Origin of the sequence: Ancylobacter vacuolatus (assembly GCF_030813595.1) — a bacterium.
In the GTDB taxonomy this organism is placed as follows: domain Bacteria; phylum Pseudomonadota; class Alphaproteobacteria; order Rhizobiales; family Xanthobacteraceae; genus Ancylobacter; species Ancylobacter vacuolatus.
The window spans coordinates 67,524-85,613 of record NZ_JAUSUH010000013.1 but is presented as its reverse complement, the minus strand read 5'-3'; the positions used below and the strand labels follow the sequence as shown (position 1 = coordinate 85,613).

25 protein-coding genes are annotated in these 18,090 nt (G+C 68.4%); 8 read left to right on the top strand and 17 right to left on the bottom strand.

Annotation, left to right across the window (positions count from 1 at the left end):
• Nucleotides 1-20: 20 nt before the first annotated feature.
• The 7 genes from J2S76_RS21675 to J2S76_RS21645 form a co-directional block, all read right to left on the bottom strand.
• Nucleotides 21-407 (bottom strand): Rid family hydrolase, encoded by a 387-nt coding sequence (locus J2S76_RS21675; RefSeq protein WP_307063995.1) that lies wholly within the window; start codon nt 405-407, stop codon nt 21-23.
• Nucleotides 408-550: 143 nt separating this feature from the next.
• Complete coding sequence (gene leuD, locus J2S76_RS21670) at nt 551-1,156, bottom strand: 3-isopropylmalate dehydratase small subunit (RefSeq protein ID WP_307063993.1); 606 nt, start codon at nt 1,154-1,156, stop codon at nt 551-553.
• A 112-nt stretch (nt 1,157-1,268) separates the two neighbouring features.
• On the bottom strand, nt 1,269-1,829 hold the full coding sequence (locus tag J2S76_RS21665; protein WP_307063991.1) for a cytochrome b: 561 nt from the start codon (nt 1,827-1,829) through the stop codon (nt 1,269-1,271).
• 71 nt (nt 1,830-1,900) lie between these two features.
• Nucleotides 1,901-2,317, bottom strand: coding sequence for a metallopeptidase family protein (locus tag J2S76_RS21660; RefSeq protein WP_307063989.1), 417 nt, complete (start codon nt 2,315-2,317; stop codon nt 1,901-1,903).
• A gap of 4 nt (nt 2,318-2,321) precedes the next feature.
• Nucleotides 2,322-2,456 carry a hypothetical protein gene (locus tag J2S76_RS21655; protein ID WP_307063987.1) on the bottom strand — a complete coding sequence of 45 codons (135 nt, stop codon included), beginning with the start codon at nt 2,454-2,456 and terminating at the stop codon, nt 2,322-2,324.
• A 22-nt stretch (nt 2,457-2,478) separates the two neighbouring features.
• The gene (gene leuC, locus J2S76_RS21650; protein ID WP_307063984.1) at nt 2,479-3,900 is read right to left on the bottom strand and encodes a 3-isopropylmalate dehydratase large subunit; all 1,422 of its coding nucleotides are present in this window, start codon (nt 3,898-3,900) and stop codon (nt 2,479-2,481) included.
• A gap of 88 nt (nt 3,901-3,988) precedes the next feature.
• Entirely contained in the window at nt 3,989-4,180 is a 192-nt protein-coding gene (locus tag J2S76_RS21645; protein WP_307063982.1) for a hypothetical protein, read from the bottom strand.
• 246 nt (nt 4,181-4,426) lie between these two features.
• Here J2S76_RS21645 and J2S76_RS21640 point away from each other — a divergent pair, with 246 nt between their 5' ends.
• Nucleotides 4,427-4,681 carry a hypothetical protein gene (locus J2S76_RS21640; RefSeq protein ID WP_307063981.1) on the top strand — a complete coding sequence of 85 codons (255 nt, stop codon included), beginning with the start codon at nt 4,427-4,429 and terminating at the stop codon, nt 4,679-4,681.
• A 68-nt stretch (nt 4,682-4,749) separates the two neighbouring features.
• Nucleotides 4,750-5,505 (top strand): M15 family metallopeptidase, encoded by a 756-nt coding sequence (locus J2S76_RS21635; protein ID WP_307063979.1) that lies wholly within the window; start codon nt 4,750-4,752, stop codon nt 5,503-5,505.
• A 79-nt stretch (nt 5,506-5,584) separates the two neighbouring features.
• On the opposite strand, the gene rplS is transcribed toward J2S76_RS21635, so the two are convergent.
• Nucleotides 5,585-6,004 carry a 50S ribosomal protein L19 gene (gene rplS / locus J2S76_RS21630; protein WP_091441925.1) on the bottom strand — a complete coding sequence of 140 codons (420 nt, stop codon included), beginning with the start codon at nt 6,002-6,004 and terminating at the stop codon, nt 5,585-5,587.
• A 180-nt stretch (nt 6,005-6,184) separates the two neighbouring features.
• Between rplS and J2S76_RS21625 the strand changes: the two genes are divergently transcribed.
• The gene (locus tag J2S76_RS21625) at nt 6,185-6,628 is read left to right on the top strand and encodes a DUF1036 domain-containing protein (protein WP_307063977.1); all 444 of its coding nucleotides are present in this window, start codon (nt 6,185-6,187) and stop codon (nt 6,626-6,628) included.
• A gap of 19 nt (nt 6,629-6,647) precedes the next feature.
• Here J2S76_RS21625 and trmD read toward each other — a convergent pair whose 3' ends face one another.
• From trmD to ffh, 4 genes are all read right to left on the bottom strand, one after another.
• The gene (trmD, locus tag J2S76_RS21620; protein WP_370874822.1) at nt 6,648-7,349 is read right to left on the bottom strand and encodes a tRNA (guanosine(37)-N1)-methyltransferase TrmD; all 702 of its coding nucleotides are present in this window, start codon (nt 7,347-7,349) and stop codon (nt 6,648-6,650) included.
• Nucleotides 7,350-7,512: 163 nt separating this feature from the next.
• Nucleotides 7,513-8,067, bottom strand: coding sequence for a ribosome maturation factor RimM (rimM, locus tag J2S76_RS21615; RefSeq protein ID WP_307063972.1), 555 nt, complete (start codon nt 8,065-8,067; stop codon nt 7,513-7,515).
• A gap of 157 nt (nt 8,068-8,224) precedes the next feature.
• Nucleotides 8,225-8,599 carry a 30S ribosomal protein S16 gene (gene rpsP / locus J2S76_RS21610; protein ID WP_018387430.1) on the bottom strand — a complete coding sequence of 125 codons (375 nt, stop codon included), beginning with the start codon at nt 8,597-8,599 and terminating at the stop codon, nt 8,225-8,227.
• A 179-nt stretch (nt 8,600-8,778) separates the two neighbouring features.
• Nucleotides 8,779-10,326 carry a signal recognition particle protein gene (gene ffh / locus J2S76_RS21605; protein WP_307063968.1) on the bottom strand — a complete coding sequence of 516 codons (1,548 nt, stop codon included), beginning with the start codon at nt 10,324-10,326 and terminating at the stop codon, nt 8,779-8,781.
• Between the two features lie 259 nt (nt 10,327-10,585).
• On the opposite strand from ffh, the gene J2S76_RS21600 reads away from it, so the two are divergent.
• Nucleotides 10,586-12,103, top strand: a complete 1,518-nt coding sequence (locus J2S76_RS21600; RefSeq protein WP_307063965.1) for a pyruvate kinase — start codon at nt 10,586-10,588, stop codon at nt 12,101-12,103.
• A gap of 136 nt (nt 12,104-12,239) precedes the next feature.
• Here J2S76_RS21600 and J2S76_RS21595 read toward each other — a convergent pair whose 3' ends face one another.
• Nucleotides 12,240-12,647, bottom strand: coding sequence for a DUF930 domain-containing protein (locus J2S76_RS21595; RefSeq protein WP_307063964.1), 408 nt, complete (start codon nt 12,645-12,647; stop codon nt 12,240-12,242).
• Between the two features lie 135 nt (nt 12,648-12,782).
• Here J2S76_RS21595 and J2S76_RS21590 point away from each other — a divergent pair, with 135 nt between their 5' ends.
• Genes J2S76_RS21590 through J2S76_RS21580 form a run of 3 tightly spaced genes read left to right on the top strand, consistent with a single transcriptional unit; the run spans nt 12,783 to nt 14,312 of the window.
• A complete protein-coding gene (locus tag J2S76_RS21590; protein ID WP_307063962.1) occupies nt 12,783-13,517 on the top strand; it encodes a heme ABC transporter permease in 735 nt (244 codons plus the stop codon).
• A gap of 10 nt (nt 13,518-13,527) precedes the next feature.
• A complete protein-coding gene (gene ccmD, locus J2S76_RS21585) occupies nt 13,528-13,698 on the top strand; it encodes a heme exporter protein CcmD (protein ID WP_307063960.1) in 171 nt (56 codons plus the stop codon).
• On the top strand, nt 13,695-14,312 hold the full coding sequence (locus tag J2S76_RS21580) for a DsbE family thiol:disulfide interchange protein (RefSeq protein WP_307063958.1): 618 nt from the start codon (nt 13,695-13,697) through the stop codon (nt 14,310-14,312). Before ccmD ends, J2S76_RS21580 begins: the two co-directional genes overlap by 4 nt.
• Before the next feature lie 211 nt (nt 14,313-14,523).
• Here J2S76_RS21580 and J2S76_RS21575 read toward each other — a convergent pair whose 3' ends face one another.
• Genes J2S76_RS21575 through J2S76_RS21560 form a run of 4 tightly spaced genes read right to left on the bottom strand, consistent with a single transcriptional unit; the run spans nt 14,524 to nt 17,068 of the window.
• On the bottom strand, nt 14,524-15,015 hold the full coding sequence (locus J2S76_RS21575) for a DUF1178 family protein (protein WP_307063956.1): 492 nt from the start codon (nt 15,013-15,015) through the stop codon (nt 14,524-14,526).
• A complete protein-coding gene (locus J2S76_RS21570; RefSeq protein WP_307063954.1) occupies nt 15,012-15,926 on the bottom strand; it encodes a carbon-nitrogen hydrolase family protein in 915 nt (304 codons plus the stop codon). The genes J2S76_RS21575 and J2S76_RS21570 overlap by 4 nt, the downstream gene beginning before the upstream one ends.
• Before the next feature lie 14 nt (nt 15,927-15,940).
• The gene (grxC, locus tag J2S76_RS21565) at nt 15,941-16,198 is read right to left on the bottom strand and encodes a glutaredoxin 3 (RefSeq protein ID WP_307063952.1); all 258 of its coding nucleotides are present in this window, start codon (nt 16,196-16,198) and stop codon (nt 15,941-15,943) included.
• Between the two features lie 48 nt (nt 16,199-16,246).
• A complete protein-coding gene (locus J2S76_RS21560; RefSeq protein ID WP_307064087.1) occupies nt 16,247-17,068 on the bottom strand; it encodes a ComF family protein in 822 nt (273 codons plus the stop codon).
• Nucleotides 17,069-17,174: 106 nt separating this feature from the next.
• On the opposite strand from J2S76_RS21560, the gene J2S76_RS21555 reads away from it, so the two are divergent.
• Nucleotides 17,175-18,074 carry a methyltransferase domain-containing protein gene (locus tag J2S76_RS21555; protein ID WP_307063950.1) on the top strand — a complete coding sequence of 300 codons (900 nt, stop codon included), beginning with the start codon at nt 17,175-17,177 and terminating at the stop codon, nt 18,072-18,074.
• Nucleotides 18,075-18,090: the final 16 nt, after the last annotated feature.

The following is an 18,090-nucleotide window of genomic DNA, read 5'->3' as shown; positions in this document are numbered from 1 at the left end:
GAAAACGCTGCGGCGCGCGCTCAGCCCTGCCGGCGCGCGGTCACTTCGATCTCGATCTTCATCTGTGGTTGCAGGAGACCGGCGACGATGAGGGTGGCGGCGGGCCGCGCCTTGGCGAAATACGCGCCGAAGATCGGAAAGACGATGTCGGCATAGTCGGCATCGGTCACGATGTAGCGCACGCGCACCACGTCATCCAGGCTGGCGCCCGCCAGCGCCAACGCCGCCGCGATGTTGGCGAAACAGCCATGAGTCTGCGCCACAAGGTCGTCGGGCAGCACCATGGCGGCGTAGTCGTAGCCTGTCGTGCCCGAGACGAAGATATCGGCGCCGTCGACCACGGCACGGGAATAGCCGGCCACCGCCTCGAAGGCGGAGCCGGAGGAGATGCGGCGGCGCGCGGTCATAGGGAGCGGTCCTTCCTGTCATCCCGGCCGGAGGCGAAGCCGCAGAGCCGGGACCGTCCTGCCGTTCCGACCTACGATCCCGGATCAGCCGGCGGCTGTCCGGGATGACGTCGAGCGGTGGAATCCGATCACGCCCGGCACGCTCACGCCCAGGGGCGGTCTTCGGCGAGCATGGCCTCGAAGCTGGCGATCTTGTCCGCCTTCACCTGGGTCAGGCCGATATCGTCGAGCCCGTTCAGCAGGCAGTGCTTGCGGAACGCATCGACATCGAAGGAGATCGAGCCGCCATCCGGCCCGGTGATGGTCTGGCTTTCCAGATCGACGGTGATCTTGGCATTGGCGCCGCGCGCCGCGTCATCGAACAGCGCCGCCAGCTGTTCCGGCGTCACCCGGATCGGCAGAATGCCGTTCTTGAAGCAGTTATTGTAGAAGATGTCGGCGAAAGAGGTGGAGATCACGCAGCGAATGCCGAAATCGAGCAGCGCCCAAGGCGCGTGCTCGCGCGAGGAGCCACAGCCGAAATTGTCGCCGGCGATGAGGATCTGCGCGCCCTTATAGGCCGGCTTGTTGAGCACGAAATCGGGATTGTCCGAGCCGTCCTCCTTGTAGCGCAGCTCCGAGAACAGCCCGGTGCCGAGCCCGGTGCGCTTGATGGTCTTCAGATACTGCTTCGGGATGATCATGTCGGTGTCGACATTGACCAGATGCAGCGGCGCCGCGACGCCGGTCAGGGTGGTGAACTTGTCCACGGCACTCTCCTCAATTCCGGAGGCGGCGCGCGCCGCTCCCCGTCAGACATTCCGCCTTCGCCGCTGATGTGCACCGACGGCGCGCCGTTCGCAACCCGAACCCCTTGCGCGATCAGCGGTGCGGCAACATCCGGCGCAGCACGTCGTCCTTCAGGACATAGTGATGCACCAGGGCCGCCGCCGCGTGCAGCAGGGCCAGCACGACCAGCGCATTCGCCAGAAGCTCGTGCAGCTCGATGACCTGGCCGGCGGCCGTCCGGTCCACCTCCACCGGGGAGGGAATGGTGAACAGGCCGAAGAACGTCACCTCATTGCCGCGCAGGAAGGCGAGATAGATGCCGACCAGAGGTGTCGCGACCAGCAGGACATAAAGCAGCACATGAACCGTCGCCGAGGCCAGATGGACCGGCCGCGACAGGGCCGCCGAGGGCGGCGGCACCGGCCCCGCGAGGCGCGTGACGAAGCGCAGCGCGACGAGGCCGAGAATGGTCAGACCCACCGAGATATGGGTCCACCAGATAAGCGCGCGTCCGGGCGTGCCGCGCTCGAAGAACCCTTCGAGATAGGTCACGCCGTAGGTAACGACGATCGCGATGAGCGTCAGCCAGTGAAGCGCCCGAAGCGGCAGGCTGTACACGTGCCCGCCGACCGGATGGGACGAATGCTGTGACATGGGATGTGCCTCGACTCTCGATGATTTAGAGAAATTCTAAGCCGAGCCTCACTCCCTTGCCATGCGGTCCGCTACCTATCCGCCTCCTCCTCGATCCGCTCCATGTCCTCGTCGGAGAGGCCGAAATGGTGGCCGATCTCATGCACGAGCACATGGGTGACGATATCGCCCAGCGTCTCCTCATTCTCCGCCCAATAGTCGAGGATCGGACGGCGGTAGAGGAAGATCATGTTGGGCAGCACGCCGGTCGCCAGCTCGTAGCCCTGCGCCAGGCCGATGCCCTGGAACAGGCCGAGCAGGTCGAACGGGCTTTCCGCCTCCATCTCCTTCAGCACCTCGTCGGTCGGGAAATCCTCGACCCGGATGACGAGATTGCCGCACAGGGCGCGGAATTCGTCCGGCAGGCGGGCATAGGCCTCCTCGGCCATCGCCTCCATGTCGCTGAGGCTGGGCGCGCCGCGCTTCAGCCAGTCGCCGCTCTCGCTCATCGGCTCACCTCAGATAGGTCGCGAACAGATAGACGACGAGGCCGAGCGCCACCACAACGGCGAGCCCGCGCCCGAGGCGACGGCCCCACACTTCCATGGGGTCGTCGGGCGGCGGGTCCCAGAACGGATCGCCCCTCATCGCGCGGCCTCCCGAATGAGGCTCAACCCGCCCGCGGCCAGGTGCGGACGTCGACAAAATGGCCGGCGATCGCCGCCGCCGCCGCCATGGCGGGGGAGACGAGATGGGTGCGGCCCTTGAAGCCCTGCCGGCCCTCGAAATTACGGTTCGAGGTGGAGGCGCAGCGCTCCTCCGGGCCGAGCTTGTCGGCGTTCATCGCCAGGCACATGGAGCAGCCCGGCTCGCGCCAGTCGAAGCCCGCCGCCTTGAAGATGGCGTCCAGCCCCTCGGCCTCGGCCTGCAGCTTCACCAAACCCGAGCCCGGCACGATCATGCCGGAGACGCCCTCGCGCACCTTGTGGCCGCGCACGATGGCGGCGGCGGCGCGCAGATCCTCGATCCGGGCATTGGTGCAGGAGCCGATGAACACCTTGTCGACCGGGATATCGATGATCTTGGTGCCGGCGACGAGGCCCATATAGGCCAGCGCCCGCTTCTTCGCGTCGCGCTTGTCCGGATCGTCGATCAGGTCGGGGTCGGGCACCAGCCCCTCGACCGAGATCACGTCCTCCGGGCTGGTGCCCCAGGAGACGATGGGCGGCAGCGAGGCGCCGTCGAGGCGGATTTCCTTGTCGAAGAAGGCGCCTTCATCGGTGCGCAGCGTGTCCCAATAGCGCAGCGCCGCGTCCCAGGCGGCGCCCTTGGGCGCGCGCGGGCGGTCCTTCACATAGGCATAGGTGGTCTCGTCGGGGGCGACCATGCCGGCGCGCGCCCCGCCCTCGATCGACATGTTGCAGACCGTCATGCGGCCTTCCATCGACAGGGCGCGGAACACCTCGCCGGCATATTCGATGACATAGCCGGTGCCGCCGGCAGTGCCGGTGGCGCCGATGATGGCGAGCGTCACATCCTTGGCGGTCACGCCGTCGGGCAGCTTGCCGTCGACGCTGACCCGCATGTTCTTGCTCTTCTTCTGGATCAGCGTCTGGGTGGCGAGCACATGCTCCACCTCCGAGGTGCCGATGCCATGGGCGAGCGCGCCGAAGGCGCCATGGGTCGAGGTGTGGCTGTCGCCGCAGACGATGGTGGTGCCCGGCAGGGTGAAGCCCTGCTCCGGGCCGATCACGTGGACGATGCCCTGGCGCTTGTCGAGCTCGTTGAAATATTCGACGCCGAACTCGCGGGCGTTCTCGGCCAGCGTCTCCACCTGGATGCGGCTTTCAGGATCGTCGATGCCGAAGCGGCGGTCAGTGGTCGGCACGTTGTGGTCCACCACGGCGAGCGTCTTCGACGGCGCATGCACCCGGCGGCCGGCCACGCGCAGGCCCTCGAAGGCCTGCGGGCTGGTCACTTCATGCACCAGATGCCGGTCGATATAGAGGAGGCAGGTGCCATCCTCCTGGCGGTCGATGATGTGGTCGTCGAAAATCTTGTCGTACAGGGTACGGGGAGCGGACGTGCTCATCTTGGCGTCTCTTTGGAAGAGGAAAACAGGGGGCGGGCAGCAGCGCGGCCGGGAGCGCAGGCCAGAGGGCCCCGGCTCCGGGCAGCGCTCAGCTAAGCCCGGCGACCGCGCAGGCGGTGAAGCGTCCGAAAAAGCGCGCCGGCAGGCGGACATGATCCGGCACGGCGGCGAAGCCGATGGTGGTCGGCAAGCGGCGGCGGGCCTCCGGCCGCGCGGCACCGGGCGCCGGCGAGGTCGCCGCGCCGCAGGAAACCGTCATCGGTGAGCCATACGCCATCATGGAACCCTTCTAGCAAGTCTGGACGCGGCAAACAATCGCCGCCATCCCCCGGCCCACCCCGCGCCGCCGCACGACTGCGTGACGGGCAACCATCGGAACATATGGATGGAATAATGTATTACATAGTAAAATCAGCATGAAACCGGCGGAAAAATCGGAACATAACCGCCTCTCTACGCCTCTTTACCTTTCATATGGCGCCGCTTCATCCCCCGCGCTAAGCTGTTGCGGCGAAGGGAGTCTATGATGCGCCTGTCCGACATCGCCTTGATCGCCGCAACCTTTGTCACTTTCGCCGCTGTCGAGGCGGGAAATCGCACGGATGTGAAGGCGCAGGACGTGGCGCAGGAGGTGACGAAGACGGCGCACCGTCAGCTCATCACCTGCCCCCTGCGCAAGCCGGACTTCGCCACTGTGATGCAGGCCGCGATGCTCGGCGACGGCACCATCCTGGTCGAGCAGCAGACCAATACCCGCGTGCTGCACATCAAGGATTGCTGACGCGCCCCGGGGAGGCCGGCGGGCCGCATGGCACATCGCCTCACATTGTCCCGATCAAGGTTCTCGCAATGCTCAGGACTGTCCTGCTGACGTTCGCCCTCGCGGCCGCGCCGGTCGCCGCCCGCAGCGCCGATCTTCCCGATGGCTTCGTCCGGCTGCGCGATGTCGCTCCCGCCATCCAGCACGATATGCGCTATGCCGGCCCGCACAATTTCGTCGGACGACCCATCGCCGCCTATGCCGCGCCCGACTGTATCCTGACCCGTCCGGCCGCCGAGGCGCTGGCGGCAGCGGCGGACGAACTGGCCCTGCAGGGGCTCGGCCTCAAGGTGTATGACTGCTACCGCCCGGCACGGGCGGTCGCCGATTTCGTCGCCTGGGCGAAGGACCTGGGCGACGAGACGATGAAGCCGGAATTCTATCCCCGCGTACCCAAGAGCGAATTGTTCACGCGCGGCTACATTGCCGAGAAATCCGGCCACAGCCGGGGCAGCACGGTCGATCTCGCCATTATTCGGCTCGGCCAGAAGCCGGCGACACCCTGGGCACCCGGCGACCCGCTCGCCGACTGCGCCCTGCCCTTGGGCGCGCGCTTCGACGACGCCACGCTCGATTTCGGCACCGGCTATGATTGCTTTGATGCGCGGGCCCATCACGGCGCCGCCGGCATTCCGGCGCAGGCCACCGCGAACCGGGAGACGCTGAAGACGCTGATGCAGCGCCACGGCTTCATGCCCTATGCCGAGGAATGGTGGCACTACACGCTGGCGGACGAGCCGTTTCCCGACACGTATTTCGACTTCCCGGTGACAGCCGGCCCCTGAGCCCTGCGGACAAAAGAAAAGGGCGGCCGAAGCCGCCCTGAACGTCGTCTGACAGTCCCGGCCGGAGCCGGGGCCGGAATCACTCGGCGGCAGCGGCCGGGGTCGTGGCCGGGCCCTTCTTGCGGCTGCCGGCGTTCTTGTCCTGGCGCTCGGCGATACGGGCCGACTTGCCGCGACGGTCGCGCAGGTAATAGAGCTTGGCGCGGCGCACCTTGCCGCGACGGACAACCTTCAGGCTGTCAATGTTCGGCGAATAGAGCGGGAACACGCGCTCGACGCCTTCGCCATAGGAGATCTTGCGAACGGTGAAGCTCTCATTGATGCCACCGCCATTGCGGGCGATCACGACGCCCTCATAGGCCTGCACGCGGGTGCGCTCGCCTTCCTTCACCTTCACATTGACGATGACGGTGTCGCCCGGCTGGAAGTCGGGAATGGCGCGCAGCTCGGCGAGCTTGGCGGCCTGCTCGATGTCGAGCTCTCGGATAATATCGACCATGTTATCACCTCAGGCAGGATCGGTCAGGGCATGTCAGAACCCGGCCGCCCGCATCTTGCTGTTGTCAGTTGGTAGTGACGGGGCGCCTATACGCGACCTCAGACGTTTTGTCATGCAATTTTCGTTGCATTCCGTACTTGGGTAGGGTGCACTGCGCGCCTCTTTAAGCGGGAGCATCAAATGCGTCGTTTTCACATCCTGTCGGCCATGAGCGTCGCGGGATTGCTGTGCCTTGTGTCCGAGGGCAAAGCCGATTTCAAGATCTGCAACAGGGCGGACGAGACGGTGAACCTGTCGATCGGCTACGACAGCACCGACTATGGCTGGACCTCGGAAGGTTGGTGGAAGCTGGCGCCGGACGACTGCACAGTGATGATCCGCGGCCGACTGGCCAACCGCTACTACTACATCTACGCGGCGGGCGAAGACGGTGGCACCTGGTCAGGCTCCAGCAAGCAGCAAGGCGGCCACTTCTGCATCGCGGCTGAGAAATACACGCTGCACAATCGCGACCATCAGACCGGCGACACGCTCGATTGCGAAGAAGGCGGCTTCACCGGCGTGAAGTTCGACGAGGTCGACACCAAGAGCAATCAGAACTTCACCTATGAACTGACCGAGTGAGCGCGCCGAAACAGCGGGCTCAACGCCCGCCCGTTTCGCGATAGCGCGCCCACAGGTCCGGCCGCCGCTCCCGTGTGGCGGCCTCCGCCTGCTCGCGCCGCCAGCGGGCGACCTTGGCATGGTCGCCGCCGGTGAGGACCGCCGGAATCTCCAGCCCCTCGAAGCTCTGCGGGCGGGTGTACTGGGGATACTCCAGCAGGCCCGCCGAAAAGCTCTCCTCGGTGCCGGATTCCGGGTGTCCCATCACCCCCGGCAGCAGTCGGACGCAGGCGTCGAGCAGCACCAGCGCCCCGATCTCCCCGCCCGACAGCACCACATCGCCAACCGAAACCTCCTCCAGCCCGCGCGCGGCAATGAGCCGGTCGTCCACCCCCTCGAAGCGCCCGCAGACGATGACCACCCCCTCCCCCGCGCTGAGTTCGCGCACGCGCTTCTGGGTCAACGGCGCGCCACGCGGGGTCATCAAGAGGCGCGGGCGGCTGTCGCCCTCGGGCGCGGCGGCGTCCACCGCGCGGGCCAGCACATCGACCCGCATCACCATGCCCGGCCCGCCGCCGGCCGGGGTGTCGTCGACCGAGCGGTGGCGATCGGTGGCCTGCTCGCGCGGGTCCACCGTCTCAAGGCCCCAGGCGCCCTGCGCCAGCGCCCGGCCGGCCAGAGAAAGACCGAGCGGGCCGGGAAACATGTCGGGAAAAATGGTGATGAGCGAGGCGCGCCACATGGCAGGGGTTCCGTTCATCGTCATCCCGGACGGCCGTCAGGCCGATCCGGGATCGCGAGCCGTTGGAGAGCGATCCCGGCTCTCGCTACGCTCGGCCGGGATGACGACTTGTTTCGTTTGAGGGGCTCGGACAGGCCCTGCCCGATCCCTGCTCACACGCCCGTCAGCCCTGGTCCGCCTCCGGCGGCGGGGCTTCCTCGCGCACCCATTCGCCGGGATCGACGGTGAGGCGGCCGGCCTTGAGGTCGACACTGGGCACCACCGCCTTGGTGAAGGGCAGCATCACAGTCTTCGCGCCACCCTTGCCGCCGGCTTCGGGGGCGATTTCGAGAATGTCGCCGGCGCCGAAATCATGCACCGCCACCACCTTGCCGAAGGGCGCGCCGTCGGTGGTCTGCGCGCTAAGCCCGATCAGGTCGGCCTGGTAGAAATCATCTTCCTCGTCCGGCTCGGGCAGGAGGTCGCGGGCGACATAGACGCCCTGATTGGTCAGCGCCTCGGCCGCCTCGCGGCTGTCGACGCCGTCCAGCCGGGCGACGAAATGCTCCTTGGCCGGGCGCAGCGTCTTGATGCGGAAGGTCCGCGTCCCCGCCTCGTCGGTCAGCGGCGCGTAGTCCTGCAGCGCGGCCGGATCGGCGGCGAAGATGAACAGCCGCACCTCGCCGCGCACCCCATGCGGGGCGCCGATGCGGGCGAGGAGAACACGGTCATGGGGCATAGAGGTGTGCTCTGAAATGACCATCCTTCGAGGCTCGCTCACGCTCGCACCTCAGGATGACGTCGTTCCCGGCAAGAGAACCGCGTCATCCTGAGGTGCCGCGAAGCGGCCTCGAAGGAGGCTCAAGCAGGGCGACGCAAGGCCGCCCCGCCCAAACTCACTCGGCCGACGGAGCGGCAGCAGCGGCGGCAGCGGCTTCGGCGGCCTTGGCGGCTTCGGCGGCGCGCTCCTGCGCCTTCTTGCCGGGAACGGCCTTTTCCGGGTTGTTGCGGGCGGCGCGCTTCACCAGCTCGAGGCTGTCGAGGAAGCGGGCGACGCGGTCGGTCGGCTGGGCGCCCTTGGCGAGCCAGGCCTTGGCCTTCTCGACGTCGAGGGTGAAGCGGTCGGTGGCGTCCTTGGGCTTCAGCGGATCGAAGGTGCCGATCTTCTCGATGAAGCGGCCATCACGCGGGGAGCGCGAATCGGCGACGACGATGCGGTAATAGGGACGCTTCTTGGCGCCGCCACGGGCGAGACGGATCTTGAGGGACATTCAGGTCTTCCTTTCAGGTCGTTTGTTTCGTCGGTTGGTGTCTGTCGTCATCCCGGACAAAGAGAGCGCAGCGAACGCCGATCCGGGATCGTTTGACGCCTAAGGCGCGGAGAACGATCCCGGATCGGCGCTTGAGGCGCCGTCCGGGAGGACGGCAAGGGGGTCAGGTCATCGGGCCGTCACTTCTTCTTCCCCGGAAAGCCCGGCAGGCCAGGCAGCCCGCCCGGCTTGGTGCCCAGACCCGGCAGCCCGCCGGGAAGACCAGGCATGTTACCGGGGAAATTCGGCGGTAGACCGCCACCACCGAGTCCGCCGGGCATCTTCTCGGCCATCTGCTTCAGCTGGTCGGGGCTCGGCATCCCGCCCATCCCGCCGCCGCCGAGGCCGAACATGTTGGCGAGGCCGGCCATCGGGCCGCGCTTGGCGCCGGGGGCGCCCATCGCCTTCATCATGTCCGCCATCTGGCGGTGCATCTTCATCAGCCGGTTGACGTCCTCGACCTTGGTGCCGGAGCCGCTGGCGATGCGCTTGCGACGGGAACCGTCGAGCAGCTTCGGGTTGCGGCGCTCCTTCTTGGTCATCGAATCGATGATGGCCTTCTGGCGCTTCAGCACCCCGTCATTCATGCCGGAGGCGGCGAGCTGGTTCTTCATCTTGCCGACGCCGGGCAGCATGCCCATCAGCCCGCCAAGGCCGCCGAGCTTTTCCATCTGGTCGAGCTGCATGCGCAGATCGTCGAGATCGAACTGCCCCTTGCGCATGCGATCGGCCGCGGCCATCGCCTTTTCGGCGTCGATATTCTCGACCGCCTTCTCGACGAGGGAGACGACATCGCCCATGCCGAGAATGCGGCCGGCGACGCGGCGGGGATCGAAATCCTCCAGCGCGTCCATCTTTTCGCCGGTGCCGAGCAGCTTGATCGGCTTGCCGGTGACGGCGCGCATGGAAAGCGCGGCACCGCCGCGTCCATCGCCATCGGCGCGGGTGAGCACGATGCCGGTGAGGCCGACACGCTCGTCGAAGGCTTTTGCGGTGTTCACCGCGTCCTGGCCGGTGAGGCTGTCGGCGACGAGCAGCACTTCATGCGGCTTGGTCGCGGCCTTCACCTCGGCCACTTCGGCCATCAGCGCCTCGTCGAGGGTGACGCGGCCGGCGGTGTCGAGCATCACAACGTCATAGCCACCGAGGCGGGCGGCTTCCATGGCGCGGCGGGCGATCTGGACGGCGGACTGGCCGGCGACGATCGGCAGGGTGGCGACGCCGACCTGCGTGCCGAGCATGGCCAGCTGCTCCATCGCCGCCGGGCGGCGGGTATCGAGCGAGGCCATCAGCACCTTGCGGTTGCCGCGCTCGGTCAGGCGCTTTGCGATCTTGGCGGTGGAAGTGGTCTTGCCCGAGCCCTGCAGGCCGACCATCAGCACCGGCACCGGCGGGGCGGCGTCGAGGTCGATCGGCTTGGCATCTGAGCCGAGCATGGCGACAAGCTCGTCATTGACGATCTTGACCACCATCTGGCCGGGTGTGACCGACTTGATGACCTCGGCGCCAACGGCGCGCGTGCGCACCTTGTCGGTGAAGGAGCGCACCACGTCGAGCGCGACATCGGCCTCGATCAGCGCCCGGCGCACCTCGCGCATGGCCTCGTTCACGTCGGCCTCGGTGAGGGCGCCGCGTCGTTTCAGCCGGTCGAGTATGCCGCCAAGGCGGTCGGTCAATGAATCGAACATGCGTTCGCTCCGGTCCTTTTCCCACAGCTCACAGCGCAATGCCGAACGGCGCCCGAGGGCGCAAAGCGCTGTCGGGCGTTGACCTCCGGCCTCAGGGGCCGGGCGGCGGATCGGCTCGCGGGGTCTGCGAGGATGTGGGGCTCGTAGCCGCCGCGCGCCAGAGAGTCAAGTTTTGACGCGCTTTTGCGGGAGACTACGGAGGTCACAGCCACGTAACAGCGCCATCCTAGCGTGCCGCATCCATGCGAGGAACCTGGCCATGAACAGCGACACTGCGCCCCTCTCCGCCGCCAGCGACGACGTTGTCAGCGATGACAACGCCCTTTTCGAGACGCTGCTGTCCCTGCGGGCGGCGGTGGTCGAGGAAGCCGCCCCGCTCATCGAGCGCTTCCACCGCGAGGCCGGCCGCGAAGACCCCGCGCTCGACAATCTCGCGCATTATCTCGCTCTGCGCCGGCACGAGCTGCGGCCGCTGCAGCGCCAGCTGATGTGGCGCGGCCTGTCCTCGCTCGGGCGGCTGGAGAGCCGGGTGCTGCCGACGCTCGACGCGGTGCTGGCGGCGCTTGCCGCCCTCGCCGGCCGCGCCCCGGCGATTCCGGCGCCGGAGCCCGCCGCCTTCTTCGCCGGCGAGGCCCGGCTGGAGAAGGCCAGCGCGGCGAGCCTCGGCCCGGAGCCGGAGGGGCGCTACACCCGTATCATGGTCACGCTGCCGGGCGAGGCGGGCGGCGACCCGGCCTTTATCCTGGCGCTGGCGCAGGCCGGCATGGATGTCGCCCGCATCAACTGCGCCCATGACGACGCCGCCACCTGCCGGGCCATGGCGGGCCATGTGCGCGCCGCGGCCGAGGCGGTCGGCCGCCCGATCGCGGTGCTGATGGACATTGCCGGCCCGAAGATCCGCACCGGCGCCGTGCTGCCGATGCGCAAGGACAAGCCGACCGGCCGCCTGCTGCCCGGCGACACACTGCGCCTCGTCGCCGAGGGCGAACCCCGCGTCGACGACGCCGCCCTGTTCAGCGCCGCCGTTTCGCTGCCGGAAATCGTCACCCGCCTCGGGCTCGGCCACCGCGTGCGCTATGACGACGGCAAGGTCGAGGCGGTGGTGGAGAGCGTGGGCACGGGCGAGGCGATCCTGCGCATTCTCCACACCCGCCCCGGCGGCACCAAGCTGAAGCCGGAAAAGGGGATCAACCTGCCCGACACCGCGCTCGGCCTTTCCCCCCTCACTGCCAAGGACGATGCCGACCTCGCCACCGTCATCGAATGCGCCGATCTCATCGGCTATTCCTTCGTCAGCCGGCCGGAAGACCTCGATCTGCTCGACGCCGCCATCGCCCGCCACGGGGCGGGGCGCGCACGTCCGCTCGGCCTGATGGCCAAGATCGAGCGCCCCGAGGCGGTGCGGAACCTGCCGGACCTGATCGCCCGGGCGGCGCGCTACGGCGATTTCAGCGTGATGATCGCCCGTGGCGACCTCGCCGCCGAAATCGGCTTCACCCGCCTCGCCGAAATGCAGGAGGAGCTTCTGTGGATCTGCGAGGCCGCCTCCGTGCCGGCCATCTGGGCGACGCAGGTGCTGGAGGACCTGGTGCGCGACGGCATTCCCTCGCGCGGCGAGATGACCGACGCCGCCATGGCCGCCCGCGCCGAATGCGTGATGCTGAACAAGGGGCCGGCGGTGGTGGAGGCGGTGCAGCTGCTCAACCAGCTGCTCGGCCGCATGGCCGACCATCTCGACAAGAAGACCCCGACCCTGCGGGCGCTGCATTCCTGGTAGCGGCGCCCTGCGTGTCTGAGGCCGTCATCCCGGCCGGAGCGCAGCGGAGAGCCGGGATCGTCATCCGACATCGGCACACGATCCCGGATCGGCCTGCGGCCGTCCGGGATGACGCCTGAAATGGGTTCCGGAGAGCCTACGGCGCGACGAGATAATGCCCGGCCCATTCCGAGGTCGGGATCGCCGCGCCGAGCGTGTAGTGAAAGCGCGTCACGTCCAGGCCTTCATGCGCCGTCTCGCACTCATAGGCGATGTGGTACCAGGCGCCGCCCGAGCGCACCGCCGCGCCCGGCGCGTTGATCTTCGCGCCCTTCACCACCGGGTCGCGATAGGCATAGGCGACCAGTTCGTCCGGGTGCATGCCCTTCTGCCCGCGCTGAATCTCCCCCATCGCCCGCGTATTGCAGACCTGCTCGATCCGCTCCGAGGGCTCCAGCTGCATCATCTGGTCGTCGGTGGAACGCGCCAGCGCAGGCGGCGACAGGGTCATGGCGACAAGAGTGAAGAGCAGGACGCCCGCGGGGGCGGAGGAGATGTGCGGCATAAGCGCTCGATTCCGTTTCGATCGAATCGGGTCACAGTTCAATAGCGCAGTTTTGTCCATCCTGTGGCGATCGATCCGCGCCTGACGCATGCCGCGCCGGTTGCCGGCCCTCGCGCGCCGGATTAGAACCGCCCCATGGCGCTGATGGACCTTGCCAACCCCACCCGCTTCCTCGCCCTTTCCGGGCGCGTCCTGCCATGGCTGACCGGCCTTGCGCTGGCGACGCTGGCGCTCGGCTTCTTCCTCGCCTTCCGCGCGCCGGAAGACTACCAGCAGGGCGAGACGGTGCGGATCATGTACATCCACGTGCCCTTCGCGTGGCTGGCGATGTTCGGCTATTCCATGCTGGCGGCGTCCGCCCTCGGCATCCTGGTCTGGCGCCACCCGCTGGCGGACGTGGCGCACAAGGCGATGGCGCCTATCGGCGCGGTGTTCGCCTTCCTCTGCCTGTTCACCGGCTCGCTGTGGGGCCGGCCGATGTGGGGCACCTATTGGGTCTGGGACGCGCGCCTCACCTCGATGCTGGTGCTGCTGCTGCTCTATCTCGGCCTGCTGGCGCTGCGCTCGGCGATCGAGGACCCCAATCAGGCCGGACGGGCAGCGGCGGTGCTCTCGCTGGTCGGCTTCGTCAATGTGCCGATCGTGAAATTCTCGGTCGACTGGTGGAACACGCTGCACCAGCCGGCCTCGGTGTTCCGCATGGACGGGCCGACCATTCATTCCAGCCTGCTCTGGCCGCTGATGATCTGCGCCATCGGCTTCACTTTGCTGATGCTGGCGCTGCACATGGCGGCGATGCGCAACGAAATCTACCGCCGTCGCCTGCGTGTGCTCGAAGCGCGCGCCGCCGCCGAGGCGGCCTATGCGTGAGGCCTTCTGAATGTTCGGCGAGCACGGCTTCTTCATCCTCGCCTGCTATGGCGTGAGCGCCTTGGCGCTCGGGTCGCTGGCGCTGTGGATCTTCGCCGACGGGCGCCTGGTGCGGCGGCGGCTCACGGAACTGGAGGCGCGCGGCGTGCGCCGCCGCTCCGCCGGGCGGATCGACGCATGAGCCATCCCTCCGACACCCCGCCTCCCGAGGAAGCAACGGCCGGCCGGCCGCGCCGTTCGCGGCTGCTCGTGCTGCTGCCGCTCGTCGCGTTTCTGGCGCTAGCGGCGCTGTTCTATGGCCGGCTGTTCTCCGGCGATCCCTCGCGCGTGCCTTCGGCGCTGATCGGCCGGCAGGCCCCGGCGATCGACCTGCCGGCGCTGGAGGGGCTGACGCGCGAGGGCCAGCCGGTGCCGGGCCTTACCTCCGCCGCGCTCAAGGGCGAGGTGACGGTGCTCAACGTCTTCGCCTCCTGGTGCGTGCCCTGCCGCGACGAGCACCCTTTTCTGGTCGAGCTATCGAAGATGCCGGGCTTCCGCCTCGTCGGCCTGAACTACAAGGACGACGCCGCCAATGCCCGCCGATTCCTCGGCCGCTTCGGCAATCCCTATGCCGCCGTCGGCGTCGACGCCAATGGGCGCACCGCCATCGACTGGGGCGTCTATGGCGTGCCGGAAACCTTCGTCATCGGCAAGGATGGGCGCATCGCCTACAAATATATCGGCCCGATCGACGCGCAGGGGCTGAAGGAACGCCTGCTGCCGCAGATCGAGAGCGCGCGGACGGCGGGGCCGTAGACCCCTGCAGCGTCAGGCTGGCCCGGTTTCCCGGACAAGCTGCACGCCGTGCGGCGCGGATCCGGGATCCAGCGAAGACCCGACGACGCCTCTAAAATCCATGACGCCCCTGCATCCACAGTGAAGCGTCTGCGGCGGACCTTTGCGCTCGATCCCGGCTCTGCGCTTCGCCTTCGGCTCCGCTGGGCCGGGACACCAAGGCCCCTTGCCCTCAGTTGCGCTCGTCCGGCAGCACCGGGAGCGGCAGCACCTCGATCTCGTCCTCGATCAGCGCCCGCACCTCGTCCGCAGTGGCCTCGCCGCGAATGGCGCGCTTTTCTTCCTCGCCCTCATGCATGCGGCGGGCAAGCGTGGCGAAATCGTCGCCGACATCGACCGAATTGGCGACAACATGCGCCCGCACCGCGCGCAGCATGGCACGCAGCTGCTGCTCCTTCTCCGAGACCAGCGCGACCGGCTGCGGGGGCGCCGACGGTGCGGCGTCGGGGGCGTCGGCCGGCGCGGTATCCGCCGCCACGTCAGCGGCGAATTTGCGCGCCGCCCGGCCCAGTGCCGGGGCCATCAGCGCCTTCTCCACCTCGGGAGAACCGCAGACCGGGCAGGTCACGAGGCCGCGCGCGCGCTGGTCGTCATAGGCGGTGGAATCGCGGAACCAGCTCTCGAATTCGTGCTCCTTCACGCAGCACAGGCGATAGAGAATCATGCCACCCCACCGGGAACGACATGCAGCCGGCCATGATCGGGCGGCATCACCAGCTCGAAGCGCCGCCCGTTCGAGAGCGAAGGAATTCGCCCGCGCACGCCCGCGACCTTGGCCGGGTCGATCTCGGCGGCGATGATGCCTGGCTCGGTGCCGCCCTCGGCGAGGATGGTACCCCAGGGATCGATGATGAGGCTGTGGCCGAAGGTCTGGCGCCCGTTCTCATGCGTGCCGCCCTGCGCCGCCGCCAGCACATAGCACCCCGTCTCGATCGCCCGGGCGCGCAGCAGAATGTGCCAGTGCGCCTCGCCCGTCGACTGGGTGAAGGCGGCCGGCGCAGCGATCATCCCCGCCCCGGCCTCGGCCAGCGCGCGGAACAGCGCGGGAAAGCGCAGATCGTAGCAGATGGTGAAGCCGAGCCTGATCTGCGGCAGATCGGCCACGATGGCCATCTCGCCTGGCCGGTACGCGGCGGATTCGCGGTAGACGTCGCCATTGGGCAGGTCGACGTCGAACATGTGGATCTTGTCGTAGCAGGCGGCGATCGTCCCGTCCGGGGCGAGCAGATAGGAGCGGTTGGCCGCGCGGTGCTCGCTCGCCCGCACCGCCAGCGAGCCGATATGCAGGTGCACCTTCAATTCGGCCGCGAGCGCGCGGAAGGCCGCCAGCGCCGGGTCGTCTTCCTCCGCATGCAGCACCTTGAACAGCGCCTCGCGGTTCTCCTCCATGGTGCCGGTCATCTCAGGCGTCTGGATGTAGCTCGCCCCCTCCCCCGCCGCCTCGCGGATCAGCGCGGAGGCCGCCGCGACATTGGCGGCGACGTTCTTTTCCGTCCGCATCTGGATCAGCGCGGCGCGGAAAGGGCTGCCAAGCGGCGGCGTGCCGGGCGTGAGCGTATCGGAAGAGCCGGTCATGGTTTCACTCTCGTTCAGCTGGCCAGAAGCGCGTCCAGCTCGCCGGCTTCCTCAAGCGCGTAGAGGTCGTCGCAGCCGCCGACATGGCGCCCGTCGATGAAGATCTGCGGCACGCTGGTGCGCCCATTGGCCCGGCTCGACATCGAGGAGCGCGCCACCGGATCGCCGGTCACGTTGACCTCAGAGAAATCGACGCCCTTGCGCCCGAGCAGCTTCTTGGCTGCATGGCAATAGGGGCAGGTCGACGTGGTGTAAATCTCGATCTTCGCCATCTAATCGTCCTAACCATCGGCCGCCGCTGCGACCGGCATCCTGGTGCCTTATGATAGGGGCGTGTCCACCGCGTCAGCAACCCGGGCGAACACCAGAACGTCCACCCGTCCCGCCCCCGCGCGCAGCAGCGCCTTGACGCAGGCGTCGATCGTCGCCCCTGTCGTAAGCACATCATCGACCAGAACAAGGCGCCGGCCGCGCAGTTCCCCCTTAGCCATCTCAGGCACCGCGAAGGCGCCCTGCACATTGCGCGCCCGCGCCGCCCGGTCGAGCCCCACTTGCGGCACGGTCGCGCGCTGGCGCTCCAGCCAGCCGGCCCGCACCGGCAGGCCGGCCTCGCCGCCAATGACCCCGGCCAGCGCCGCCGACTGGTTGAACCGCCGCCGCCAGAGCCGCAGCCTGTGCAGCGGCACCGGCACCAGCGCCTGGGCGTCGGAAAGGATGTCCGCCCCGGCACGAGCCATCATCCGCCCCATCGGCGGGGCGATGTCGAGCCGGTCGGCATATTTGAGCGCGTGGATCAGGTCCCGCGCGACATCGCCGAATTCCGCCACCGCCCGCGCCCTTCCATAGGCCGGCGGCGCCTCGCGCGCGGCGAGCGAAATCAGCCGCCCTTCGCCGAACCCATAAGGCAGCGGCGTTCCCAGCCGGTCGCAAAAGGGCGGCGCGATGAAGGAGAGGCGGCTCCAGCAGCCGCCGCACAGGCAGCCCGGCTCGTCCACCGCCGCCCGGCAGGCCATGCAGGCCGGCGGCAGCGCGACATCCACCAGCCCGCGCCATAGCCGGCGCCCTAAGCCGAGCCCAAAGCCGAACGATGGCGCGGCCCGGGTGGCGGGCGGCGCCTGCGCCTCGCGGGCATTCTCGCGCATCGGCTCCAGGAACGGGTCCATGCCGCCAGACTAGCACGGCGCGCGCCGACGCGCCTTTGACCTGTCGCCGCCCCGGCTCTATGCCTCTCGCCGAGGAGCCCCCCCTATGTCCGCTTCCCCGACGCCCACCTCGCCAATGAACGTGTTCGACCCCCAGGCGCTGGCGCAGCGCCGCCAGCGGGCGCGCGCGCTCGGCCCGGAAACCTTCCTGCTCGACCGCGTGGCGGAAGACCTCGTCGACCGTCTCACCGCCGTGAAGCGTGTTTTTGGCACGGCGGGCGATCTCGGCACGCCAACGCCGGTGCTGCGCGAAGCGCTGTCCGGCACCGGCATGGTGGAGCGCTATGTCGCCTTCGGCCCGGCTGAACGGGGAGATGTCGACGTCGTCACCGACCCGGAGATTCTGCCCTTCGCGCCCGCCTCGCTCGATCTCGTCGTCTCCGCCCTCGCCCTGCAGAGCGTCAACGACCTGCCCGGCGTGCTGGCGCAGATCCGCCGCGCGCTGAAGCCTGACGGGCTGCTGCTGGCCGGCTTCCTCGGCGGCGGCACGCTTTCCGAGCTGCGCGAGGCCTTCGCCATCGCCGAGAGCGACACTCTGGGCGGCATCTCGCCGCGCGTGGCGCCCTTTGTCGATCTGCGCGACCTTGGCGGGCTGCTGCAACGGGCGGGCCTTGCCCTCCCCGTCACCGATGTCGACCGCGTGGTGGTGCGCTATGGCGACCCGCTGGCGCTGCTGCACGATCTGCGCCGCATGGGCGCGGCCAACCCGCTCACCGACCGGCGGCGGGCGCCCCTGCTGAAGAAAACACTGGCGCGGCTGTTCGAGGTCTATGCCGAGCGCTTCGCCGACCCGGACGGGCGCCTGCGCGCCACCTTCGAAATCGTCTGGATTTCCGGCTGGGCGCCGCATGAAAGCCAGCAGAAGCCGCTGCGCCCCGGCTCCGCCAAGACCCGCCTCGCCGACGCGCTGAACGTGCCGGAGGGCCGGCTGCCGGGCGAGGGGTAAAGAGGCCCGGCCCGCG